Genomic DNA, 22312 nt, shown 5'->3' on the forward strand with positions numbered 1-22312 from the left:
AAGAATTGAAAATCGCTAAGAACACGGTGGTATCCGTGGTGTACAAGCTGTCGGATGCGCAGGGCAATCTGATCGAGGAATCGGATGAGCCGATGGTCTATTTGCACGGCGGCTATGATGGCACGTTCCCCAAGATCGAGGAAGCGCTGGAAGGCCACGAAGCCGGCTTCGAGACCCAGCTCCAGCTCGAGCCCGAGGAAGCGTTCGGCGATTACGACGCCGAGATGGTCAAGGTGGAGCCGCGCGACCGCTTCCCCGAGCCGCTCGAGATCGGCATGCAGTTCGAGGGCGTGCCCGAGGACGGCGACGAGGACGATTCGATCATCTACACGGTGACCGACGTGGCGCAGGACAAGGTCGTGCTGGATGGCAACCATCCGCTGGCCGGCATGGCGCTGCGCTTCTGGCTGCAGGTGTCCGAAGTGCGCGAAGCCACCGACGACGAAGTCCAGCATGGCCACGCCCACGGCGCCTCGGGCATCGAGGTGGTGGACGAGGACGAAGACGAGGACGACAACAAGCGCACGCTGCACTGAGTGCGCACCGCCGCGCATGTCCGTTCCCGAAAAGCCGGCTCTGCCGGCTTTTCCCGTTAACGGACGGCCTTCTCGGGAAGGCCTTCTCGGGAAGGCCTTCTCGGGGCTGCCGTCTCGGGACTGCCCTCATCGGGGCCCCTTCATCCCTCCGCATTCCGCGCTCAGTCCGTCTCCGGCCCGTCCCTGAGCGTCACCTCGAACGGCTTCGGCGAGCCCGGCGTGATCGCCAGCTCGGCGTACTGCCGGGGCGTGCCGGCGGGCAGCACCACGCGGGTGACGTTGCGCAGGATCTTGCCGCCGGCATCCTTGAGCGGCGTGTCGATGCCGAAGCCGCCCAGGCCGGTATGCACCAGCAGCACCTGGCCGCGGTAGCGCGCGGCCAGCTCGCGCAGCTGGCGCTTGAACTCCAGGTAGCCGTCGCGCGTGCGGCGGCGCAGGAAGCCGTCGAACAGCGAAGGATTGCCGCGCTGCTCCCAGCCGTTGCCGAACTGCGGGTCGGCGTGGATCAGCACCACGATGCCGGGCAGGCCCTGCTGCTGGGCCAGCGAGAAGGCGCGCGCCAGCCACTGGCGGTTGGCCTCGCGGCGGTCCTCGAACTCGCCGTTGCGGCCGCCTTCGGACAGATAGTGATTGTTGTCGCCGGGCAGGTTCAGCGTCATCAGCAGCACGCCGCCGGCGCTCCAGCGCACGTTTTCGCGGTAGCTGCGGAAGGTGGCCTGGTCGGACTGCCGCATCAGCGGCACCGTGCGCTGGCCCAGCGTGGCGTCGTCGGGGAAGAACAGCTCGCGCACCCGGTTCAGGCGCTCCACCGCGTCGAAATGGCCGTTCACGGCGCTATGGCATTCCGCCCAGTCGGTTTCGCCGGGCAGGTAGACCAGCGGCAGCGGCGACTGGTCGAGCAGGCGCTGGCGCGCCGCGAGCAGGGCGTCGCCGCAGGATTCGGTATCGCCCTTGATGCCGCCCAGGTGCACCACGAAATCGAGCCGGCGCGTGGCGGCATAGTCGAGCAGGCGCGCGGTGCCCGCCTCGGCGGACGGCCACTGCGGCTGGTCGGCGAGCAGCGCCAGGCGCACGGTTTCGGCGGCCGGCGCGGCGGCGCGCCGGGGCGCCGCCTGCGCGTGCAGCACGGGCAGGGCCAGCGCCATGCCCAGCATGGCGCCGCGCGCCGCGCGTGCGAGCGGGCGTGCCAGCCTGGCGCGGCTGCCCGGCCCGGTCGGCGTCATGCCGTGGCTACCGCATCCCTGGCCAGCGCCCGCAGCCGGTACAGCGCGTCGAGCGCCTCGCGCGGGGTCAGGCTGTCCGGGTCGAGCTCGCCGACGGCGTCGAGCAGCGCGGACTGCTCCGGCGACAGGCCGCCGCCGGGCGCGCCGGCGGGCTCCGCGTAGTCGTCTTCGTCATCCTCCGGCGCGGGCGGCGCGGCGAACAGGTCGAGCTGCGGCGTGGGCGTGGCGTCGGCCGACTGCTGCTCCAGCCACGCCAGGTGCTTGCGCGCGGCGCGGATCACCGGCTGCGGCACGCCCGCCAGCTGCGCCACCTGCAGGCCGTAGCTCTGGCTGGCCGGGCCGTCCTGCACGGCGTGCAGGAACACGATGCCGTCGCCGTGCTCCACCGCCGAGAGGTGCACGTTGGCCGCCTGCGTGAATTCCTGCGGCAGTTGCGTCAGCTCGAAGTAGTGCGTGGCGAACAGCGTATGGCTGCGGTTGTGCGCCAGCAGGTGGCGCGCGATGGCCCACGCCAGCGCCAGGCCGTCGAAGGTCGAGGTACCGCGGCCGATCTCGTCCATCAGCACCAGGCTGGCCGGGGTGGCGTTGTGCAGGATGCCGGCGGCCTCGGTCATTTCCACCATGAAGGTGGAGCGCCCGCCGGCGAGGTCGTCGGCCGCGCCGATGCGGGTGAAGATGCGGTCGATCGGGCCGATCACCGCGCGCCGCGCCGGCACGTAGGCGCCCACGCAGGCCAGCAGCACGATCAGCGCGGTCTGGCGCATGAAGGTCGACTTGCCGCCCATGTTCGGGCCGGTGATCAGCAGCAGCTTGCGCGCCTCGGTGAGCTGGCAGTCGTTGGCGATGAACGGCACCGACTCGGCGGCGAGCTGGCCTTCCACCACCGGATGGCGGCCCTGCACGATGTCGATGGCGTTCTCGTCGACGCGCTCGGGCTGGGTCCAGTCCAGCGTCTGCGCGCGCTCAGCCAGCGCCGCCAGCACGTCCAGCCGGGCCAGCGCGCCGGCCACGCGCTGCAGCTCGCCGATATGCGGCAGCAGTTGCTGCAGCAGCGCGTCGTAGAGCTGCTTCTCGCGCGCCAGCGCGCGGTCCTGCGCCGACAGCGCCTTGTCCTCGAAGGCCTTGAGCTCGGGCGTGATGTAGCGCTCGGCGTTCTTGAGCGTCTGGCGGCGGCGGTAGTCGTCGGGGACCTTGTCGGCCTGGCCGTTGGTCACCTCGATGTAGAAGCCGTGCACGCGGTTGTATTCCACGCGCAGGTTGGCGATGCCGGTGCGGGTGCGCTCGCGGGTCTCCAGGTCGACCAGGAACTGGCCGCAGTTCTCGGAGATGTCGCGCAGTTCGTCGAGCTCGGCGTCGAAGCCGCGCGCGATCACGCCGCCGTCGCGCACCACGCTGGCCGGCTCGGGCGCCACCGCCGCGATCAGCAGCGCCTGGCAGTCCTGCGGCACGGCCAGTTCGGCCACGGTCTGGTTCAGCAGCGGGGCCGCCTCGCCGGGCCGCACGCAGGCCTGCACGTCGGGCAGGGCGGCCAGCGTGTCGCGCAGCGAGGACAGGTCGCGCGGGCGCGCGTTGAGCAGCGCCAGGCGCGCGGTGATGCGTTCCACGTCGGACAGCCGGCGCAGCGCCGCGCGCAGCGGCTCGATGCCTTGCTCCAGCAGCGCGCCGATGGCCTGCTGGCGCGCCTGCGGCAGCGCGCGGTCGCGCAGCGGGTGGTGCAGCCAGTGGCGCAGCAGGCGGCTGCCCATGGTGGTGGCGCAGGTGTCCAGCAGCGAGAACAGCGTCGGCGACTCGCCGCCACGCAGGGCCTCGGTCAGCTCCAGGTTGCGGCGCGTGGCGGTGTCCAGGCCGACGAATTCCGATTCGCGCTCCACCGTCACGCCCTGCACGTGGCGCAGCGACTGGCCCTGCGTGGAAGCGGCGTAGTTCAGCAGCGCGCCCACGGCGCCCAGCGCCGCGCCCAGCCCGGCGCAGCCGAACGGGTCCAGGCTGGCCACGCCGAGCTGCTCGCGCAGGCGGCGCGTGCCGGCCTCCTGGTCGAAGTGCCATTCCGGCAGGCGCGTGCGCGCGCAGGCCAGCGCCGGCAGCTCGATGCCGTCGGCGAACAGCAGCTCGGCCGGGCGGATGCGCTCCAGCTCGCGGCCAAGCTGCGCCACTTCGCATTCCATCAGGCGCAGCTCGCCACTGGCGAGGTTGAGCCAGGCCAGCCCCATCTTGCTCACGCCGCGGCGCGTGGTGTGCTGGTGCACCGCCATCAGGAAGGTATCGGCCTTGTCCGGCAGCAGCGCCGCATCGGTCAGCGTGCCGGGGGTGACGATGCGCACCACCTTGCGCTCCACCGGCCCCTTGCTGGCGGCGGGGTCGCCGATCTGCTCGCAGATCGCCACCGATTCGCCGAGCTTGACCAGCCGCGCGAGGTACTGGTCCACCGAGTGGAACGGAATGCCGGCCATGCGGATCGGCACGCCGTTGGAGGCGCCGCGCGCGGTCAGCGTGATGTCCAGCAGCCGCGCCGCTTTCTCCGCGTCGTCATGGAAGAGCTCGTAGAAGTCGCCCATCCGGTAGAACAGCAAGGTGTCCGGGTGGTCGGCCTTGATGCGCAGGTACTGCTGCATCATCGGCGTGTGCTTGGTGCCGGAGGTTTCCGCCGCCGCCTGATCCGGGTCCGTCTTTTTCTGCAATCCCATTGCCATTAAACCTGTTTGGCACAGAGGATGCCGCCACCTGCTCGGCGTCCCTGTGCTTGCCATCGCCTTGCCGGCCCGATCGGCGCACATGGCGCGTGGCGCGGGCGCGCCGGAAAAATCCGGCCGCGCGAGGGGCCTGCCTCGGGACGCAAGGGGGTATTTCGGAAGATGGGCGATATGGTACAGCACCGGCCGCCGGCGCTGGGGGCCGCGCGCGGCCCGGCGGGACCGCCGGGCACGCGGGTGAGGGCGCCCGGCGGCGCCGGGCGCGGAGATGGCGGCCTGCGCGGCGCCTAGCGGAACACCAGCACGGGGATCGTGCTGTGCGTGAGCACCTTCTGCGTCTCGCTGCCCAGCAGCAGGCCGCCGATGCCGCTGCGGCCGTGCGATGCCATGAAGATCACGTCGCAGCCCTGCTCGGTGGCGGTGGCGATGATGCCGCGGTACGGCGCCGCGGAGACCGAGGTGGCGGCGTGGCACGGCACGCCGGCCAGCGCCGCCGCCGCTTCGATGCGCGCCAGCTCGGCGCGCGCGGCGGCCTCGACGCGCTGCTCGAACACCGAGCGCTTTTCGTGGGTGGCGTCGCTGGTCGGCAGGAACGGATATTCCTCCAGGCACATGTAGGCGGTCAGCCTGGCGCCGGTGGCGCGGGCGAACTCGATGGCGGCGCCGACGGCCTTCTGAGAAAGCTCGGAGCCGTCGATGGGGAGGAGGATGTGCTTGAACATGGGCGTATGTGGGTTGGGGCGGGCGGGGGGAGGGGCCGGCGCTTCAGGCGGCAGCCTTGCGCAGGATGACGTAGAGCTCGTCCTTGAGCTTGAGCTTTTCCTTCTTGAGGGTCTCGATGGCCACGCTGTCGGCCGGCACCAGCCCGGCCTCCATGTTCTTGATTTCCTGGTCCATCTCGTTGTGGCGATGGAACAGCCTGGCGAAACGCGCGTCCTGTGCCTTGAGCACGGAAATCAGTTCGCGGAATTCGGGAAACATGCGGGCTCCTTGAAGTGGCGATCGTCGCGTGCCGGGCCGCGCGGCGGCCTGCGGGGAACGCAGGTCGCGCGGCGCCGGCAGCGCATGCCTTCATTGTGGAGCGGGCGGGGGCGGCGGGCCTTGATATGGATCAGGCGCACGGGACGCCTCGCGCAAACGAAAACGCCCGCCTTGCGACGGGCGGGCGTTCAGGCAGGCACTGCGCCGGCACAGTGCCTGCGGTGCGCGGGGCGGCAGGCGCGGACTCAGGCCGCCTTGTCGTTGTCGGCGGAGAACGGCGACAGCAGGCGCACCATCTGCGCGAAGGCCTTGGGGTTGCCGGCCAGGATTTCGCCTTGCTCGAGCTGGCGCGCTTCGCCGGCGTAGTTGCCGGTCAGGCCGCCGGCCTCGGTCACCAGCAGCATGCCGGCGGCCATGTCCCAGGGCTTGAGGCCCTGCTCGAAGAAGCCGTCGGTGCGGCCGCAGGCCACGTAGGCCAGGTCCAGCGCGGCGGCGCCCGGGCGGCGCAGGCCGGCGCAGTTCTGCGTCATCAGCGCGAACAGTTCCATGTACTGGTCGAGGCCGGCCATGTCGCGGTACGGGAAGCCGGTGCCGAGCAGGCAGTCGGCCAGCTTGTCGCGGCGCGAGACACGGATGCGGCGGTTGTTCAGGAAGGCGCCGGCACCCTTGCTGGCGGTGAAGAGTTCGTCACGCGTGGGGTCGTAGACCACGGCCTGGACCGGCACGCCCTTGTGCAGCTGGGCGATGGAGACGCAATACTGGGGAAAGCCGTGGATGAAGTTGGTGGTGCCGTCGAGCGGGTCGATGACCCAGGTGTATTCGCCGGCTTCCTCGCCCTCGGCCCAGGACTGGCCGGACTCTTCCGCTAGAATGGCGTGTTCCGGGTAGGCCGTGTGGATGATCTCGATGATCGCGGCCTCGGCGGCGCGGTCGACTTCGGTGACGAAATCGTTGTGCTGCTTGCGGGAGACATGGACCCGGTCGACGTCCATCGACGCGCGGTTGATTACGGAACCTGCCTTGCGGGCCGCCTTGACGGCGATATTGAGCATCGGATGCATGAATCTCTCCAGGCCGGCCAGGAGTGCGCCATCCGGCGCAAAAAGGCCGGCGCGCTGCCCTCCGGGGGCGGCTGACAACACAACGAATTGTAGAAGAACGGGCGCGTCGCCTTGGCTTGAAGCGAGCGAAACGGGCGGCGCACCGAAGATGAAGCTTGGATTGTATATGAACCCGCTGAACCAGACGAGTGCCGCCGCCGGCGATGCCGCCGCCACGCCGCGCCCGGCGGCGGACACGGCGCGCCACGCACCCGGGGCCTTCGCCGCCGCGCCCTTCGCCGCCGTGCGTTTCGTGCTGGTGGAGACCAGCCATCCCGGCAACGTGGGCGCGGTCGCGCGGGCCATCAAGACGATGGGCTTCGGCGCCGCGCCGGGCAGCCTGGTGCTGGTCGCGCCGCGCGAGCCGGAAGTGCGCTCGCATCCGGAGGCGGTGGCCATGGCCAGCGGCGCCGACGACGTGCTGGCCGCCGCGGTGATCGTGGACGACATCGAGCGCGCGCTGGCCGGCACCGCCTACGCGGTGGCGCTGACCGCGCGCCAGCGCGAGTTCGGGCCGCCGCGCCTGCTGCCGCGCGATGCCACCGCGCAAGCCGCCGGCCGCGTCGCCGCGCGCCTGGCCGCCACGCCCGGCGAGCCGCCGGCCGGCGCCCATGTGGCCTTCGTGTTCGGCAACGAGCGCTTCGGCCTGCCCAACGAGGCCGTGGACCGCTGCTCGGCGGTCACGCATATCCCGGCCAACCCGGCCTATACCTCGCTCAACCTGGCCCAGGCCGTGCAACTGGTCGCCTATGAAATGCGCCTGGCCCTGCTGGAGCCGCGCGCCACGCCGCAGGCGGAGATCGGCTATGCTGGCGAACCGGCCACCGCGGAGCAGGTCGAGGCCATGTTCGGCCACCTGCAGACGGGGCTCGAGGCGATCGGTTTCCTCGACCCCGCCATGCCCAAGAAGCTGATGCCGCGCCTGCGCCGGCTGCTGGCGCGCAGCGGGCTGGAACGGGAAGAAGTGAACATCCTGCGCGGCATCGCCAAGCACATGCTGCTGGCCGCGCGGGGCGAGGCCCCTGGCTCCCCCCGGGCGCAGGGCAAACAGGAGACGTAAACGGTGGTGCAGATTCCTGCCTTCGGCGCGGTCCACGCGACCGGATCGATACCCGGCCCGACCCACGCGCCCGCACGATGTTGACGGCCGGCGCCGCCGGCGTCCGCGCGCTGGCGCGGGCAGGGCGGCGCATGCGCAGTCAATGTCCATGACGGCAGCAGGGCACCAAATCTCTTACACTCCCTGCTCCGTTCCCACCGGCCAACGACCCTGCCGGCGACCCGCGTTTCCACCCTGCCGAGCCGGGGCGCGCGGCGCACGGCAGGGCAACACGACACGACCACGATGTTCTCTCGTCTGAAGGAAGATATCGACGCCATCATGCGGCGCGATCCCGCCGCGCGCAGCCGTCTCGAGGTGCTGACCTGCTATCCCGGCCTGCATGCCGTGGTGTTCCATCGCTTAGCGCACGCCTGCTGGAACGCGGGCTTCCACTGGCTGGGCCGCTGGATTTCGCACTGGTCGCGCTTTCTCACCGGGATCGAGATCCACCCGGGCGCCAAGGTGGGGCGGCGCGTGTTCATCGACCACGGCATGGGCGTGGTGGTGGGCGAGACCGCCGAGATCGGTGACGACTGCACCATCTACCAGGGCGTGACGCTGGGCGGCACTTCGCTCTACAAGGGGCAGAAGCGGCATCCCACGCTGGGCGCGGGCGTGGTGGTCAGCGCCGGCGCCAAGGTGCTGGGCGGCTATACCATCGGCGAGGGCGCGCGCATCGGCTCCAACGCCGTGGTGCTCAAGCCGGTGCCGCCGGGCGCCACCGCGGTCGGCGTGCCGGCGCGCATCATCCTGCCGGACGCGCCCGGCGCGCAGCAGGGCGCCAAGCAGGAGTTCTCGGCCTACGGCATCACGCCCAACGCGGACGATCCGGTCTCGCTGGCGCTCAAGAGCCTGATCGACAACGCCGCGCAGCAGCACGAGCGGCTGGAAATCGTGATGGCGGCGCTGGACCGGCTCGGCGAGCATCTCGAGAACACGCCGAACGACCGTTTCGATGCCAGCGAACTGCGCAAGCTGATGAAGTGAAAGTGATGGCGGGCGGGCCCGCGCCGCGGCTCAGTCCGCCTGCGGCAGCACGGGCAGCACGCTGAAGCCGTCGGCGTCGAGCTGCAGCACCGCCGCGCGCGGACGCTTGCCGTCCAGGTCCCAGTCGGTCAGCACCCAGCGCACGCCTTCGGCGCTTTCGTGGCGCGCGGGGCGGTGGGTGTGGCCATGCACCAGCACCGGCGCGCGGCTCGCGCGCAGCAGCGCGGCCACGGCCTGCGGCGTGGTGTCGCCGTAGTCGGGCGGAGCGTCGCGGCGCGCCTGGCCGGCGCGGCCGGCTTCGCTGTCGGCGCGCAGCCGGCGCGCCACGCGCAGGCGCAGCGCCAGCGGCAGCGCCAGGAAGGCGCGCTGCACCCAGCCCTTGCGGGTCCAGCGGCGAAAGCGCATGTAGCGCGCGTCGCCGGTGCACAGCATGTCGCCGTGGCTGAGCGCCACGCGCTGGCCGGCGCAGTCGATCACGGTCGGGTCGGGCAGCAGCGTGGCGCCGGCGGCGCGCGCGAAGCGCTCGCCCAGCAGGAAATCGCGGTTGCCGTGCATCAGGTACACCTGCACGCCGTAGCGGGCCAGCTCGCGCAGCCTGGCCGCGACCTGCGCCGCGAACGGGCTGTCGGTCTCCTCGTCGCCCACCCAGAATTCGAAGAAGTCGCCCAGGATGAACAGCGCGCGCGCCTGCACGGCCGCGCGGTCGAGCACGCGCTCGAACGATGCCAGCGTGCGCGGCATGCCGGGCGCGAGGTGCAGGTCGGAAATGAACCACGCCGGCGCCGGCACCGCGAGGGTGCCGTCAGCCGGCGCGGGAGGGGTCACGGTCATGTGTGTGCAAAGAGATTCCGGCATGACATCTCATGCCGCGCCCCGGCGAGGCCCGGCGGGGCGTCCCGCCGGGGCGCCGCGGGGTTATTCGACCACCACGGCCTTTTCGATGACCACGTCTTCCAGCGGCACGTCCTGGTGGAAGCCGGCGCTGCCGGTGCGCACGCCCTTGATCTTCTCGACCACGTCGGCGCCCTCGGTCACCTTGCCGAACACGGCATAACCGAAGCCTTGCGGGGTCGGCGAGGTGAAGTTGAGGAAATCATTGTCGACCGTGTTGATGAAGAACTGCGCGGTGGCCGAGTGGGGCGCGTTGGTGCGGGCCATGGCCACCGTGTAGCGGTCGTTCTTGAGGCCGTTGCCGGCTTCGTTCTCGATCGGGGCATCGGTGCCCTTTTGCTTCATGCCGGGTTCGAAACCGCCGCCCTGGATCATGAAGTTCTTGATCACGCGGTGGAAGATGGTGTTGTCGTAGTGGCCCTTGCGCACGTACGACAGGAAATTCTCGACCGACTTCGGCGCCTTGTCGGCGTCGAGTTCGATGGTGATGACACCCTGGTTGGTGTGGAGTTCTACCTTGGACATGTTGCGTTCCTCTGTTCGGTGATTGCCTGGCTGTTGTTCGGCGTGGTGACGGTCGTAATGGCGAGCGTGACGGCGGGCCCGATGGCGCTCCGGCGGCCGCCTTACTTGACGATGGTGGCGGACTCGATGACGATCGGCGCGGCCGGCACGTTGTGCAGCGGGCCATATGACGTGGTAGGCGCGCCCTTGATCTTGTCGACGGTATCCATGCCTTCCACCACCTTGCCGAACACGGCATAGCCGTTGCCGTCCGGCTGCGGATAGTCGAGGCTGGAATTATCCACCACATTGATGAAGAACTGTGCGGTGGCCGAATTCGGATCGCTGGTGCGCGCCATGGCCACCGTGCCGGCCTTGTTCTTCAGCCCGTTCTGCGCTTCCAGCGGGATCGCCGCGCGCGTGGGTTTTTGCTTCATGTCGCGGTCGAAGCCGCCGCCCTGCACCATGAAGCCGTTGATGACGCGGTGGAAGATGGTGCCGCTGTAGAAGCCGCTCCTGACGTACTCCAGGAAGTTCGCCACGGTCTTGGGCGCGGCGTCCGGATAGACCTCGATCGTGAACTTGCCGGCACTGGTGACGAACTGCACCCGTTCGGTCTTGGTCTGCTGGGCCTGCGCTGCCAGCGGCGACAGCGCCAGGGCGCCGGCGAACAGGCTGGCAAGGACGAGGCGACGCGAAAAAATCATGCTTGACTCCGTGTGTCGGGAAACATAAGGGGCGAGGCGGCACTGCCGCCACGCCGGCCGGGCAAGGCGCTAGCGCGCGGGTTCGGCAGCGGCCTCGCTGGCGGCGCCGCGCGCGCGCGCCTCTTCAGCCGCGGTGGCCGCCGTGGCAGCGCCGGCGGCCGGCTTGCGCCGTGCTCCCGCGGCGGCCGGCGCCGGTGCCGGCGTGGCCGGGGCGGGCGCCAGTTGCCTGAGGCCGGCCAGGGCCACCGCGTCCTTCGGGTTGCGGCGCAGCGCGTCGCGGTAGGCGTTCTCGGCCAGGCGGCGGTACACGTCGCCGAGATTGGCGTAGCCGACCGAGAAATCGGGTTTGACATCGACCGCGACCAGCAATTCCGCCTCGGCGCGCTTGAGGTCGCCGCGCTTGGCGTACAGCAGCGCCAGGTTGTTGTGCGGCTCGGGCAGCTCGGGGAAATCCTGGGCCATCGAGGTCAGCGCGGCAATGGCATCGTCCTCGCGACCGGCCTGGGCCAGCGCCCAGGCCCGCTCGAAGCGCGCCTGCGCATTGCGCGGGTTGGTGGCCAGCACGCGGTCGAAACCGCTGATGGCCTCGTCGTACTGTTTCTGCGCCGCCGCCTTTTCCGCCGCGGCCATGCCCGGGTCCGCCGAGCGCACGCCGCCGGGCGGCGTGACCGGAGCCGGCAGCGAGAGCGGCCCGTGCTGCGCGCCGGCGGGCGCTGCCGCAAGCAGGCCCGCCAGCATTGCCGCCAGGCCGATCGATGCGGCCGCGGCGCGTCGGCGCGCGGGCTTGGGTGAAGCGGTTTTCAAGGTGGGCAGGAACAGGCTCATGTAAGGGCGTCCGTTATACTCCGCGGCATTCTAGCAAAGCGCGGCGGACGGGCCGCGGATTGGCGCTTGCGGGCGCGCCACGGCGGGCGGGCGCTTCCGGTAAGATATGGGGCGCGTCTGAATTTGCCCGGGCGCAAATCGCCGGACCTGGGAATGGCGCGACAATGGCACGACGACGTTACCGGTCGCGCTGCCGCTGCCGTTACGGGGACGCCGCGCGATTGTCGCCTGGCCGTCTCGCTGTGTTTGCTGTGCCTTGTTGTGCCGTCGCTGTCGCAACCTGTCATGCTGCCGGCAGGATTTCTCTTCCATTCACCTCGTTTCATGTATCCACTGAATATCTACAACACGCTCGCGCGTGAAAAGCAGCTCTTCGTGCCAATCGAACCCGGCCGCGTGCGCATGTACGTCTGCGGCATGACGGTGTACGACTATTGCCACGTCGGCCATGCGCGCGTGATGGTGGTGTTCGACATGGTGCAGCGCTGGCTGCGCACCGCCGGCTACGAGGTGACGTATGTGCAGAACATCACCGACATCGACGACAAGATCATCCGGCGCGCGGCCGAGAACGGCGAGACCATCGGCGCGCTGACCGACCGCTTCATCCGCTACATGCACGAAGACGCCGAGGCGCTCGGCATCCAGCGCCCGGACCACGAGCCGCGCGCCACCGACTACGTGCCGCAGATGCTCGACATCATCGGCAAGCTCGAGGCGCGCGGGCTGGCCTACCAGGCCAGCGACGGCGACGTGAACTACGCGGTGCGCAAGTTCCCGAACTACGGCCGCCTGTCGGGCAAGTCGCTCGAAGACCTGCGCGCCGGCGAGCGCGTGGCCACCAACGAGGCCAAGCACGACCCGCTGGACTTCGTGCTGTGGAAGCCGGCCAAGGAAAGCGAGCCCGCCGAGAGCAAGTGGGAGTCGAAGTGGGGCGTGGGCCGCCCGGGCTGGCATATCGAGTGCTCGGCCATGAGCTGCGCCTTGCTGGGCGAGCATTTCGACATCCATGGCGGCGGCGCCGACCTGCAGTTCCCGCACCACGAGAACGAGATCGCGCAGTCCGAGGGGGCGAGCGGCAAGACCTTCGTCAACCTGTGGATGCACAACGGCTTCGTGCGCATCAACGACGAGAAGATGTCGAAATCGCTCGGCAACTTCTTCACCATCCGCGAGGTGCTCAAGGCCTACGACGCGGAAGTGGTGCGCTTCTTCATCCTGCGCGCGCACTACCGCAGCCCGCTGAACTACAGCGACGCGCATCTCGACGACGCCCGCCATTCGCTCACGCGCCTGTACACCGCGCTCAAGGACGTGCAGCCCGACGGCGAGCCGCTCGACTGGGAAGAGGCCCACGCGAAACGCTTCGTCGAAGCCATGGGCGACGACTTCAACACGCCGATCGCCATGGCCGTGCTGTTCGACCTGGCCGGCGAGGTCAACCGTACCGGCTCGCCGAGCATGGCGCGCCAGCTCAAGGGCCTGGGCGCCACGCTGGGGCTGCTCGAGCGCGACGCGCACGCCTTCCTGCAAGGCGGCAAGAGCGCCGACGGCCTGCAGCCGGAACAGATCGAGGCGCTGATCGCCGCGCGCAAGGACGCCAAGGCCGGCCGCAATTTCGCCGAGGCCGACCGCATCCGCGCCGAACTGCTGGCCGGCGGCGTGATCCTCGAAGACAAGCCGGGCGGTGTCACCGAGTGGAGGCGCGCTTGAACGCTGCCGTGCGCAAGACGGCGCCGCCCGCGGCCCCGGCCAAGACCGCCGCGGCCGGCAAGGCTGCGGCGCCCAGGCCGGCCAAGGCCGCGGGCGTGGCCAAGGCCGCCGCCAAGCCGGCGAAGCCGGCACCCAAGGCCGGCGCGCGCGCCGCCAGGGCGCCCGCGCTGCCGGAAGCGCAGGCGGTGCCGCTGCCGGTCGAGACCGTGGTCGACGCGGTGCGTCCCGCCTACTGGGACGAAGCCTGCGCCGACCTGATGAAGCGCGACCGCATCCTGCGCAAGATGATCCCCACCTATGGCCCCGCGCACCTGATCTCGCGCGGCGACCCGTTCATCACGCTGGCCCGCTCCGTGGTCGGCCAGCAGATCTCGGTCAAGGCCGCGCAGACCGTGTGGGAGCGGCTGGCGGCGCTCTGTCCCAAGCTGACCCCGGCGCAGATGCTCAAGGCCGGGCACGAAAACCTGGCCGCCTGCGGGCTGTCGCGCCGCAAGGCCGAGTACATCGTCGACCTCGCCGAGCACTTCAAGGCCGGGCGCGTGCACGTGGGCAACTGGGCCGAGATGGACGACGAAGCCGTCATCGCGGAGCTCACCCAGATCCGCGGCATCGGCCGCTGGACCGCCGAGATGTTCCTGATGTTCAACCTGATGCGGCCCAACGTGCTGCCGCTCGACGACATCGCGCTGATCAACGCCATCTCGGCCAACTATTTCAGCGGCGAGCCCGTCACCCGCAGCGAGGCGCGCGAGGTGGCCGCCAACTGGGAGCCGTGGCGCACCGTGGCCACCTGGTACATGTGGCGCAGCCTTGACCCGCTGCCAGTGACCTATTAGCCTGAAAGGGCGCAGAATTTGCAGGGAAGTGCGCGAGGCTGCATCCGCAGACTTGCGGTTTAGCGGGCGAATTCCGGTAGAATGCGCCCCTTCACAGACGGGTACGTGTGATTCTCATGAAAACCACCTTCCTGGATTTTGAACAGCCCATTGCCGAACTCGAGGCAAAGATCGAAGAACTGCGTTTCGTGCAGGATGATTCGGCTGTCGACATCTCCGAAGAAATCTCGCGGCTGGCCGGCAAGAGCCAGCAGCTGACCAAGGACATTTACGCCAACCTGACCCCATGGCAGGTGGCGCAGATCGCGCGGCATCCGCAGCGTCCCTACACGCTGGACTACGTGCGCGAGATCTTCACCGATTTCCACGAGCTGCACGGCGACCGCGCGTTCGCCGACGATCTCTCCATCGTGGGCGGCCTGGCTCGCTTCAACGGCCAGGCATGCATGGTGATCGGCCACCAGAAGGGCCGCGACACCAAGGAGCGCGCGCTGCGCAACTTCGGCATGTCCAAGCCCGAAGGCTACCGCAAGGCCAAGCGCCTGATGGAGCTGGCGGACAAGTTCGGCCTGCCGATCTTCACCTTCGTCGATACCCCGGGCGCATTCCCCGGCATCGACGCGGAAGAGCGCGGCCAGTCCGAGGCCATTGGCCACAACCTGTATGTGATGGCCGGCCTCAAGGTGCCCCTGATCGCCACCATCATCGGCGAAGGCGGCTCCGGCGGCGCGCTGGCGATCGCCGTGGGCGACGTGGTGCAGATGCTGCAGTTCGCCACCTATGCCGTGATCTCGCCCGAAGGCTGCGCCTCCATCCTGTGGAAGACCGCCGAGAAGGCGCCCGAGGCCGCCGAAGCGCTCGGCCTGACCGCGCACCGCCTCAAGGCGCTCGGCCTGATCGACAAGATCGTCAGCGAGCCGCTGGGCGGCGCGCACCGCGACGCCAAGGGCATGGCCGCCATGCTCAAGCGCTCGCTGGCCGACTCGCTGCGCCAGTTCCAGGGCATGGACGTGAAGGAACTGCAGGCGCGCCGCCATGAGCGCCTGCTGAGCTATGGCAAGTTCAAGGAATCCGGCGCACCGGGCTGATCCGTCCGCCGGCTTGACCGACAAGGTCGCACAGGCTCTGCAGGCCGGTGCGGCCTTTGTTGTTTCTGGCGATGCCGGCGGCGCGCGCGCGGGCACGGTGGCGGTGGCGCTGTCGGGCGGGCGCGACTCGGTCGCGCTGCTGCATGCGCTGCGCGCGGCGGTGTCCGCCGGCGCGCTGCCGGTGCGCGTGGTGGCGCTGCACGTGCACCATGGCCTGCAGGCGCCCGCCGACGAATGGGATGCGTTCTGCGCCGCGCTGTGCCGCGACTGGCAGGTGCCGTTCTTCAGCCGCCGCGTCACGGTCGGCCAGCAGCACGGCGAGGGCCTCGAAGCCGCCGCGCGGCGGGCGCGCTACGCCGCGCTCGAAGCCATGTGCGGCGAGGCCGGCGCCGCCGTGCTGCTGTTCGCGCACCATCGGGACGACCAGGCCGAGACCGTGCTGCTGCGGCTGTTCCGCGGCAGCGGCCTGGCCGGGCTGGGCGGCATGCCGCGCGTGCGGCGCATGGGCGCGGACCGGCAGATCGTGCTGCTGCGCCCCTGGCTCGAGGCGGGGCGCGACGAGATCGACGCCTATTGCGCCGCCCACGCGCTGCCGTGGATCGACGATCCCTCCAACCACGATCCCCGTTTCGCCCGCAACGCGCTGCGCCAGCACATGCCGGCGCTGGCCGCGGCCTTCCCGGCGCTGCGCGCCAACGTGGCGCAGGCCGCCGCGCACCTGGCGCAGGCCAGCGAACTGCTCGACGCGCTCGCCACCGAGTGGGTGGCGCCGCTGGTGCGCCCGCCGCGCGACGCCGCCACCGTGGCCGAGCTCGACCTCGCCGGCCTGCGCGCGCTGTCCGCCGCGCAGGCCGACGCCGTGCTGCGCCTGTGGCTGCGCGAGCTGGGCACGCGGGCGCCGTCCACGGCGCGGCTGTCCGCCATGCGCGCGCAACTGATCCGGCACGACGGCGGCGAGCCGGCCATCCATCACGAAGCGCTGGTGCTGCGGCGTTTCCAGGGGCGTGTGCTGGCCTGCCAGGCCGAGCCGGATCTTTGCGTGCGGGAACTGGCCTTGTGCTGGAACGGCGAGGCGAGCCTGCCCGCGCCATCGTGGCGCGGCGAGCTGCGCTTCGCGCGCGACGACACCTTCGGCGTGCCGGAGGCCGCGTTGCGCCAGCCGCTGCGCCTGGCCGCGCGGCAGGGCGGGGAGCGCATCGTGCTGCGTCCCGGCGGTCCGGCGCGCGCGCTCAAGCAGGCCTACCAGGAAGCCGGCGTGCCGGCTGCGCGGCGCGCGCGCCTGCCGCTGCTGTGGTCCGGCGACCAGTTGCTGTTCGCAGCCGGCCTCGGCATGCATCGCAGGTGGCCACAGGCGCCGGGCGCGCCGCGCTGGCGCATCGAATGGTCGGCATGGCCGGCCGGTGAATAGACGGGGCCCGGCCGCGCCGGCCAGCGGCGAGATGGCCATCCGGCGCGGCGTTCGTGCCGCAAGTGCGAACCTCCCTTCACATGCGCCGGCGCTCCGCCAGGCCGCCTGCGCCTTGCCTCGGCGGGCCTCTTCGTGTATTTTCAGAGGTTTTGCACAATCGCTGGCGTCGACAAGAAGATGGCTCTCATCGTTCACAAATACGGCGGCACTTCGATGGGTTCTCCGGAACGCATCAAGAATGTCGCCAAGCGCGTTGCCAAATGGCACCGCGCCGGTCACCGCGTAGTCGTGGTGCCTTCGGCCATGTCGGGCGAGACCAATCGCCTGCTCGGCCTCGCCAGGGAGATCTCGGCCCAGCCGAACCCGCGCGAACTGGATATGCTGGCCTCCACCGGCGAACAGGCCAGCGTGGCGCTGCTGGCCATCGCGCTGCAAGGCGAGGGCATCGACGCCATCAGCTACACCGGCTGGCAAGTGCCGGTGAAAACCGATTCGGCCTTCACCAAGGCCCGCATCGAGTCGATCGACGACGAGCGCATCCTGAGCGATGTCGATGCCGGGCGCGTGGTCGTCATCACCGGTTTCCAGGGCATCGACGACGAGGGCAACATCACCACGCTCGGCCGTGGCGGCTCGGATACCTCGGCCGTGGCCATCGCCGCCGCCATCGAAGCCGACGAGTGCCTGATCTACACCGACGTGGACGGGGTCTACACGACCGATCCGCGCGTGGTCGAAGACGCCCGCCGCCTGGACAAGATCACCTTCGAGGAAATGCTGGAAATGGCCAGCCTCGGCTCCAAGGTGCTGCAGATCCGCTCGGTGGAGTTCGCCGGCAAGTACCGCGTGAAGACCCGCGTGCTGTCGTCGCTGACCGACCCCCTGATGCCGCTCGAGAAAGAAATGCACTCGGGCACGCTGATCACTTTTGAGGAAGAGTCTGACATGGAAGCAGCCGTCATCTCCGGCATCGCCTTTGCCCGTGACGAGGCCAAGATCACCGTCCTGGGCGTGCCCGACAAGCCCGGCATCGCATACCAGATCCTGGGTCCCATCGCCGACGCCAACATCGACGTCGACATGATCATCCAGAACCAGTCCGTCGACGGCAAGACCGACTTCACCTTCACCGTCCCGCGCGGCGAATACCAGCGCGCGCTGGCCATCCTGAACGACGGCGTGAAGGCCCACATCGGCGCCGCCAGCGTATCGGGCGACCCCAAGGTGTCGAAGGTCTCGGTGGTCGGCGTGGGCATGCGCTCGCATGTCGGCATCGCCAGCAAGATGTTCCGCACGCTGTCCGAAGAAGGCATCAACATCCAGATGATCTCCACCTCGGAAATCAAGATCTCGGTGCTGATCGACGAGAAGTACATGGAACTCGCGGTGCGCGCACTGCACAAGGTGTTCGAGCTGGATCAGGCGTGATCCGGCGCGGCAGGCCGCATGCGGCCCGCCGCGGGTTTTGCGGGGTGCGCAAATTTTTGTGATTGGTCATCGAAACTTCGTTGACCAATTGAAAACACCTCGATAGAATACGCGCTTCGTTGTGTGGCCTCCCTCACGCAACGGCAGGTTTGGGAGACGTGGCCGAGAGGTCGAAGGCACTCCCCTGCTAAGGGAGCATCCGGGCCAAAACCTGGATCGAGGGTTCGAATCCCTCCGTCTCCGCCACTACAAATCGTATTGGCGGCAGAACCCCGGAAGATCGCGGTCTTCCGGGGTTTTGTTTTTTCTGGCCCATCAGCCAGCCCATCATCAGATGGAGCCTATCCCGGCGGTTGTCAGCCTTTCCTCGTGTACTCTCGAAGTCATTGACCACCAATGCAAGAGGAACACGTGCGAGTCCGTGTCGAACTATCCTCTGGTCCCCTGATTGAATTCTCGGATTTCTGTCGTGCGATAGCTCAGGCCATTTGCCCTGCTGATGAGCAGCCACCAGAGGGAATGGGATGCGTGGTCGGGAGGAGAACAAGACACAGCTTCACTGTGCGTCGGCTCCCAGATGGCAAAGGGCAGTCTTCCGAGGGCGAGTTCCAATTGGGGCCAATTTCCGATGGTGCGCTCCCCCGTGGCCAGTCGATTCTGGAGCCATGGTGCCCAGATAGCGAAGGAGCAGTGGAATCTCCCGTAGACGCTTCGCAGGATCAAGTCCGTGAGGCGTGGCTGCCCTTTGCGCTGAGCGACAGTGAGCGTTGTTGGCTTGAGGGCGTGCTGCCTCAGTTGCCACCACTGCGGTATCCAATCTCTGATGAAGAGGCCGCTGCTTTTCTGATGGCCTATCGTGATCTGAAGGAACGGCCGGAGTGGGAGCCGATGCTGATGACGACAGTGGAAATGGAGCGGAGGAAGGACGGGCAGGCGGCTGTGTTGGCACGTCAACGAGAGGCACTGCAAGCTGAATTCAAGCGTGGCAGCATAGTTGCCGTTGACAGCGTGTACGTGCCGGTCCCAATGCTTACCACCGTAGCTATATTCCACGTGAGCAGGCGGTTGCATACTTAGTCGGTGTGGTCTTGTTCCTTGGGCGCTGTTGTGCGCCCAGGGGTTCTGCTGCATCCTACTGCGCTCCTCGCGTCACTGAATCAGACACCAAGCGCCGCTCCTCTCTACATGCAGCATCCCACTCATCGCGCTGAGCGGATTCTTCGTAATGACCCGTGGCTTGTTCATAGGCTTGAGCCCGATTATTAGTACATTCGGTGACGGCATCATTTGGCCTCAGCATCTCGCCGTTTTGATATTCTCTCTCGTATATCAACTTTCCACTGCTATCCCAGCGCTTTAGCGTTCCCTGTAATTTTCCATTTACGTATTGGGCCTGTCCGGTGAGTTTCCCGGTCTTCGGATCGAATGATTCCTCACCACCAACCGGTACTCCTTTATCAAACTTTAACCGATGGATGATGCGATCACCGTTCGGTGTGTATTCGATATAATCGCCATCATATTTTCCATCGACGTTATTGATCTGCATGGTACGGTTGCCAGTGCTTTCGTCAAACGCTTCCTCGGTGCCATCGCCAATGCCATTGTTCCACTCAATGCGATGGATGAGTCTGTTCGTGTGGAGACTGTAGATTTCCTCTTTGCCGTCCAGTTGCCCATGCTTGAGCGTGGCCGTCACCACGGGGAGGCGGTCGCCGTTGCGGAACATATAGGCGGCCAGCTTGCCGTCGACGTGTCCTGCGCTCATCGTTGTTTCGAGCATGATGTTTTCCGTACCGGCCTTCTTGCATTTTACAGGCCCGTCGAGCATGCCCTCTTGCACTCGCACGTCGCATAGTACATAAGCTGCTTCCGGAGTCCTGGCTGGGGACCCCAGGCCGGTTTCTCTGAATATTGTTAATCTAATATTTTCGACGCCGGGATTCGCATAGGTCATGGCTTCCACAGCGGTATTGCTTACTAACTGCAGCCCAGGCTCCACTGAAAACACAAATCCACTGGGTACGTTCGTGACCGTTCCGGAGAACGGTTCATTCGCTCCGCTTTGATAGAATTTTCCGTTAACAATCTCTGCATTTCTCACGTCGAGGATTTTGCCTCCGCACGCAGATAGGCAGAGGGAAACCATTGCAACTATCAGGAGGTGCCGACTGTTCCTCTTGTAATGTGATATGGTCATATTTGTCTTTTTTCGAGGGATAAAATTAAACGGAAGTGCCACTCTTCGCGTCGTGCTTGTAGACCAGTGTGCGGTTGCGCATGGCAATCAGCCGGAAACCGGCGTCATGAAGAAGGTTCGACGCCTCCGAAATCTCTTGCTGGCTGTGCGTCTCGAAGAGGACATAGCGCGTGCGTTCCAGCGTGCGCGATCCCCCTTTCAGCGCCTCGGCACCATGTCCCTCGATATCGATCTTCAGAAGGTCAATGTGCGCGAGACCGTATGGAGCGAGGCGGGCATCGAGCGTGCCCGTCTTCACGGTCCGCGTTTGCCGGCGTCCCGTTGCGGTGACGCTGTTCTCTCCGAAGAGCGGATCATCGAAACTGATCTCCAGGCTGTCGCCCTCGGTTGCCGATAGCGCGCACGTGATCGGTTCATACCAGCTTCCCGCGCCACCGATGCGATCCTGGGTGAACGCATGGGCCTCTTGCATCATGTCGAAGCCGAAGACACGTGCCCTGTCGTTGAGGTGATGCCACCAGCGGATCGTCACGCCGATGTTGACGCCGCAATCGACGACGACAGGTGCTGCTGCGCTGCGCAAATGGTTCTCGACTTCAGGGTGCCGCAGCTCACCCTTGCCGAAGTTGTCGTGAATGTTGAGCACCTCGTCGAGGGTCGACACCGTGCCGAAGACGGGCAATTCCAGAGCAAAGGGCACCGCCCGCAGGGTTCGGAACAGTGACACCAGACGGCCCTTGGGGCCGATCAATTCTTTGAGCTGTTTTTTCATTTGTGATCTGAATAGGTAATAGACCTCGCGCACAGCAGCGCAGGTCTGTGAACTCCGGGGGAACACGCGGCCAAAGCACGGCGACGCAAGGTCGCCATGTCCTCGATGCCCTCGGGAAGGGAGGGCACCGAGATGGCTCATGAACTGGTTGACGTCAAAAACGGGAGTTATTGTAGAGTAAACACTACAACAAAAGACGAATATAGAACGTCGAGGATCAGTCGCCGGGCAGGCATCCTGCCCGGCATGACTGCCTCTCGCCCGGACAAACCTCCCCGTCGCTCTGCCGCGCCTGCGGCTTCTCGCGCCGTTCCTGTCTCCGCGGTACTTGGCAGGCGCATCAAGGAGTGCCGGCATGCGGCCGACAAATCCCAGGAGACGCTGGCCTTCGAGGCGCAGGTCGACCGCACCTACATCTCCGCCATCGAGCGCGGGATCGCCAATCCGTCCATCGAGACATTGGCAGACATTTGCCACGCGATCGGGATCAGCCTGGCAGCGCTTTTCGAGCCCATGACAGAGGTTCCACGCGCTCCGAGTGGGGAGCGCCGTGCGAATGCTGCGACACCGCCCGAGATCAAGCGCAGCCGGCTGCGGTAGCTATGCCGTTCCGTCCGATCGCCGGATCGAGATGCAGCCCTCGATCGTGACAGGGCGCCGTCCGGTAGCGATGACGTATGTCGTCCGATCGTCGGCCTTGCCGAACTCCATCCGTCCATTGAAGGCGGCAAGCCCAGGTCCGGTCTCGGCCGGGTCTAGCAGCAGTAGGGCATGGGGCACGAAACCCCGAGCCCGCTGCCGTCCCTCCACCCCGACCACCAGTGCAGCGTGCGCTGACGCCGGGTACCGGTTGTGCCAGCCGATGACTACCGGCCAGCCCTTGGCTAGTTCCTGCGCGCAGAAACGGAGTACCGCTGTCGATCTTCCCTCGGCCGTGACCGGTCGCAAGCCGCAGTTCAGCTCCCAAATGAAGCTCGCCAGTTCTGCCAGCGTCAGGCCATGCAGGTAATGAGGGGAGGCGCGGTCCCAGAATCTGGCCTCGGGACCGTGTGCATACCGCCAGACCTGGACCGGATCGGACAGCTTGCCGAGCAGCGCGAGTGCCATGGCGGTGCAATGCAGCGTGCTGCCGCCATCCCATCCTCCCTGTCGACTGAAGAGTGGTTTGCCAGAGGCGGCCATCGTGAGCTGCTGGCCGAGGCGCAAGGCCGGATGCAGTTTTTGGATCAGAGGGGACATCAGTAATCACTCGGTAGCAATACGGTCGTCACCGACCGATCCCATTCAGTAGAGTTGCACAGCGGGCAGGGTGGTGTCATTG

The 22312-nt window shown here is 67.7% G+C and carries 22 protein-coding genes and 1 tRNA gene; 11 read left to right on the forward strand and 12 right to left on the reverse strand.

All coding sequences use genetic code 11. The features are described 5' to 3' along the window. Positions 1-5 precede the first annotated feature (5 nt). Complete coding sequence (locus tag ACKI2N_RS07355; protein WP_420992563.1) at positions 6-536, forward strand: FKBP-type peptidyl-prolyl cis-trans isomerase; 531 nt, start codon at positions 6-8, stop codon at positions 534-536. Positions 537-697: 161 nt separating this feature from the next. On the opposite strand, the gene ACKI2N_RS07360 is transcribed toward ACKI2N_RS07355, so the two are convergent. The 5 genes from ACKI2N_RS07360 to ACKI2N_RS07380 all read right to left on the reverse strand — a co-directional run bounded on the left by ACKI2N_RS07360 (position 698) and on the right by ACKI2N_RS07380 (position 6491). Next, positions 698-1759 carry a hypothetical protein gene (locus ACKI2N_RS07360; protein WP_420992562.1) on the reverse strand — a complete coding sequence of 354 codons (1062 nt, stop codon included), beginning with the start codon at positions 1757-1759 and terminating at the stop codon, positions 698-700. Further along, positions 1756-4443, reverse strand: coding sequence for a DNA mismatch repair protein MutS (mutS, locus tag ACKI2N_RS07365; RefSeq protein ID WP_420992561.1), 2688 nt, complete (start codon positions 4441-4443; stop codon positions 1756-1758). Before mutS ends, ACKI2N_RS07360 begins: the two co-directional genes overlap by 4 nt. Positions 4444-4736: 293 nt before the next feature. Continuing rightward, positions 4737-5171 carry a universal stress protein gene (locus ACKI2N_RS07370; RefSeq protein ID WP_420992560.1) on the reverse strand — a complete coding sequence of 145 codons (435 nt, stop codon included), beginning with the start codon at positions 5169-5171 and terminating at the stop codon, positions 4737-4739. 43 nt (positions 5172-5214) lie between these two features. After that, a complete protein-coding gene (locus tag ACKI2N_RS07375; RefSeq protein ID WP_420992559.1) occupies positions 5215-5430 on the reverse strand; it encodes a YdcH family protein in 216 nt (71 codons plus the stop codon). Positions 5431-5675: 245 nt separating this feature from the next. Further along, on the reverse strand, positions 5676-6491 hold the full coding sequence (locus ACKI2N_RS07380) for an inositol monophosphatase family protein (protein ID WP_420992558.1): 816 nt from the start codon (positions 6489-6491) through the stop codon (positions 5676-5678). A gap of 166 nt (positions 6492-6657) precedes the next feature. Here ACKI2N_RS07380 and ACKI2N_RS07385 point away from each other — a divergent pair, with 166 nt between their 5' ends. Together ACKI2N_RS07385 and cysE are read left to right on the forward strand one after the other, a co-directional pair. Continuing rightward, positions 6658-7590 (forward strand): RNA methyltransferase, encoded by a 933-nt coding sequence (locus tag ACKI2N_RS07385; RefSeq protein WP_420992557.1) that lies wholly within the window; start codon positions 6658-6660, stop codon positions 7588-7590. 285 nt (positions 7591-7875) lie between these two features. Beyond that, positions 7876-8619, forward strand: coding sequence for a serine O-acetyltransferase (cysE, locus tag ACKI2N_RS07390; RefSeq protein ID WP_420992556.1), 744 nt, complete (start codon positions 7876-7878; stop codon positions 8617-8619). 30 nt (positions 8620-8649) lie between these two features. On the opposite strand, the gene ACKI2N_RS07395 is transcribed toward cysE, so the two are convergent. The 4 genes from ACKI2N_RS07395 to ACKI2N_RS07410 form a co-directional block, all read right to left on the reverse strand. Continuing rightward, on the reverse strand, positions 8650-9450 hold the full coding sequence (locus ACKI2N_RS07395) for a UDP-2,3-diacylglucosamine diphosphatase (RefSeq protein WP_420992555.1): 801 nt from the start codon (positions 9448-9450) through the stop codon (positions 8650-8652). A gap of 84 nt (positions 9451-9534) precedes the next feature. After that, positions 9535-10035 carry a peptidylprolyl isomerase gene (locus ACKI2N_RS07400; RefSeq protein WP_420992554.1) on the reverse strand — a complete coding sequence of 167 codons (501 nt, stop codon included), beginning with the start codon at positions 10033-10035 and terminating at the stop codon, positions 9535-9537. A gap of 101 nt (positions 10036-10136) precedes the next feature. Continuing rightward, positions 10137-10721 (reverse strand): peptidylprolyl isomerase, encoded by a 585-nt coding sequence (locus ACKI2N_RS07405; protein WP_420992553.1) that lies wholly within the window; start codon positions 10719-10721, stop codon positions 10137-10139. Between the two features lie 69 nt (positions 10722-10790). Further along, complete coding sequence (locus ACKI2N_RS07410) at positions 10791-11546, reverse strand: tetratricopeptide repeat protein (protein ID WP_420992552.1); 756 nt, start codon at positions 11544-11546, stop codon at positions 10791-10793. 324 nt (positions 11547-11870) lie between these two features. On the opposite strand from ACKI2N_RS07410, the gene cysS reads away from it, so the two are divergent. The 7 genes from cysS (at position 11871) to ACKI2N_RS07445 (ending at position 19096) form a co-directional block, all read left to right on the forward strand. Further along, complete coding sequence (gene cysS, locus ACKI2N_RS07415; protein ID WP_420992551.1) at positions 11871-13259, forward strand: cysteine--tRNA ligase; 1389 nt, start codon at positions 11871-11873, stop codon at positions 13257-13259. Beyond that, on the forward strand, positions 13256-14095 hold the full coding sequence (locus ACKI2N_RS07420; RefSeq protein WP_420992550.1) for a DNA-3-methyladenine glycosylase family protein: 840 nt from the start codon (positions 13256-13258) through the stop codon (positions 14093-14095). The genes cysS and ACKI2N_RS07420 overlap by 4 nt, the downstream gene beginning before the upstream one ends. Before the next feature lie 116 nt (positions 14096-14211). Then, on the forward strand, positions 14212-15183 hold the full coding sequence (locus tag ACKI2N_RS07425; RefSeq protein WP_420992549.1) for an acetyl-CoA carboxylase carboxyltransferase subunit alpha: 972 nt from the start codon (positions 14212-14214) through the stop codon (positions 15181-15183). Continuing rightward, the gene (gene tilS, locus ACKI2N_RS07430) at positions 15149-16591 is read left to right on the forward strand and encodes a tRNA lysidine(34) synthetase TilS (protein WP_420992548.1); all 1443 of its coding nucleotides are present in this window, start codon (positions 15149-15151) and stop codon (positions 16589-16591) included. Before ACKI2N_RS07425 ends, tilS begins: the two co-directional genes overlap by 35 nt. Before the next feature lie 177 nt (positions 16592-16768). Continuing rightward, a complete protein-coding gene (locus tag ACKI2N_RS07435) occupies positions 16769-18019 on the forward strand; it encodes an aspartate kinase (protein ID WP_420992547.1) in 1251 nt (416 codons plus the stop codon). A 152-nt stretch (positions 18020-18171) separates the two neighbouring features. Continuing rightward, a tRNA-Ser gene (locus ACKI2N_RS07440) sits at positions 18172-18265 on the forward strand. A 444-nt stretch (positions 18266-18709) separates the two neighbouring features. Next, positions 18710-19096, forward strand: coding sequence for a hypothetical protein (locus ACKI2N_RS07445; protein ID WP_420992546.1), 387 nt, complete (start codon positions 18710-18712; stop codon positions 19094-19096). Between the two features lie 55 nt (positions 19097-19151). Here the strand turns inward: ACKI2N_RS07445 and ACKI2N_RS07450 are convergent, their stop codons facing one another. Further along, positions 19152-20123: a toxin-antitoxin system YwqK family antitoxin gene (locus tag ACKI2N_RS07450; protein WP_420992545.1), complete on the reverse strand. Its 972-nt coding sequence runs from the start codon at positions 20121-20123 to the stop codon at positions 19152-19154. A 121-nt stretch (positions 20124-20244) separates the two neighbouring features. Next, positions 20245-20991, reverse strand: coding sequence for an FkbM family methyltransferase (locus tag ACKI2N_RS07455; RefSeq protein WP_420992544.1), 747 nt, complete (start codon positions 20989-20991; stop codon positions 20245-20247). 234 nt (positions 20992-21225) lie between these two features. On the opposite strand from ACKI2N_RS07455, the gene ACKI2N_RS07460 reads away from it, so the two are divergent. Beyond that, entirely contained in the window at positions 21226-21591 is a 366-nt protein-coding gene (locus ACKI2N_RS07460) for a helix-turn-helix domain-containing protein (RefSeq protein WP_420992907.1), read from the forward strand. Here ACKI2N_RS07460 and ACKI2N_RS07465 read toward each other — a convergent pair whose 3' ends face one another. Next, positions 21592-22230, reverse strand: a complete 639-nt coding sequence (locus ACKI2N_RS07465) for a hypothetical protein (RefSeq protein WP_420992543.1) — start codon at positions 22228-22230, stop codon at positions 21592-21594. Positions 22231-22312: the final 82 nt, after the last annotated feature.

The sequence above is a fragment of the Cupriavidus sp. 30B13 genome (assembly GCF_049059565.2).
Lineage (GTDB): Bacteria > Pseudomonadota > Gammaproteobacteria > Burkholderiales > Burkholderiaceae > Cupriavidus.

What these genes read in the sequence shown, in the direction of transcription:
- ACKI2N_RS07400 (WP_420992554.1), bottom strand. Translation starts at nt 10,035, where the DNA reads ATGTCCAAGGTAGAACTCCACACCAACCAGGGTGTCATCACCATCGAA.
- ACKI2N_RS07395 (WP_420992555.1), bottom strand. Translation starts at nt 9,450, where the DNA reads ATGACCGTGACCCCTCCCGCGCCGGCTGACGGCACCCTCGCGGTGCCG.
- cysE (WP_420992556.1), top strand. Translation starts at nt 7,876, where the DNA reads ATGTTCTCTCGTCTGAAGGAAGATATCGACGCCATCATGCGGCGCGAT.
- ACKI2N_RS07405 (WP_420992553.1), bottom strand. Translation starts at nt 10,721, where the DNA reads ATGATTTTTTCGCGTCGCCTCGTCCTTGCCAGCCTGTTCGCCGGCGCC.
- ACKI2N_RS07370 (WP_420992560.1), bottom strand. Translation starts at nt 5,171, where the DNA reads ATGTTCAAGCACATCCTCCTCCCCATCGACGGCTCCGAGCTTTCTCAG.
- ACKI2N_RS07435 (WP_420992547.1), top strand. Translation starts at nt 16,769, where the DNA reads ATGGCTCTCATCGTTCACAAATACGGCGGCACTTCGATGGGTTCTCCG.
- ACKI2N_RS07455 (WP_420992544.1), bottom strand. Translation starts at nt 20,991, where the DNA reads ATGAAAAAACAGCTCAAAGAATTGATCGGCCCCAAGGGCCGTCTGGTG.
- ACKI2N_RS07385 (WP_420992557.1), top strand. Translation starts at nt 6,658, where the DNA reads ATGAACCCGCTGAACCAGACGAGTGCCGCCGCCGGCGATGCCGCCGCC.
- cysS (WP_420992551.1), top strand. Translation starts at nt 11,871, where the DNA reads ATGTATCCACTGAATATCTACAACACGCTCGCGCGTGAAAAGCAGCTC.
- ACKI2N_RS07380 (WP_420992558.1), bottom strand. Translation starts at nt 6,491, where the DNA reads ATGCATCCGATGCTCAATATCGCCGTCAAGGCGGCCCGCAAGGCAGGT.
- ACKI2N_RS07465 (WP_420992543.1), bottom strand. Translation starts at nt 22,230, where the DNA reads ATGTCCCCTCTGATCCAAAAACTGCATCCGGCCTTGCGCCTCGGCCAG.
- ACKI2N_RS07360 (WP_420992562.1), bottom strand. Translation starts at nt 1,759, where the DNA reads ATGACGCCGACCGGGCCGGGCAGCCGCGCCAGGCTGGCACGCCCGCTC.
- tilS (WP_420992548.1), top strand. Translation starts at nt 15,149, where the DNA reads ATGGCAAGTTCAAGGAATCCGGCGCACCGGGCTGATCCGTCCGCCGGC.
- ACKI2N_RS07425 (WP_420992549.1), top strand. Translation starts at nt 14,212, where the DNA reads ATGAAAACCACCTTCCTGGATTTTGAACAGCCCATTGCCGAACTCGAG.
- ACKI2N_RS07375 (WP_420992559.1), bottom strand. Translation starts at nt 5,430, where the DNA reads ATGTTTCCCGAATTCCGCGAACTGATTTCCGTGCTCAAGGCACAGGAC.
- ACKI2N_RS07410 (WP_420992552.1), bottom strand. Translation starts at nt 11,546, where the DNA reads ATGAGCCTGTTCCTGCCCACCTTGAAAACCGCTTCACCCAAGCCCGCG.
- mutS (WP_420992561.1), bottom strand. Translation starts at nt 4,443, where the DNA reads ATGGGATTGCAGAAAAAGACGGACCCGGATCAGGCGGCGGCGGAAACC.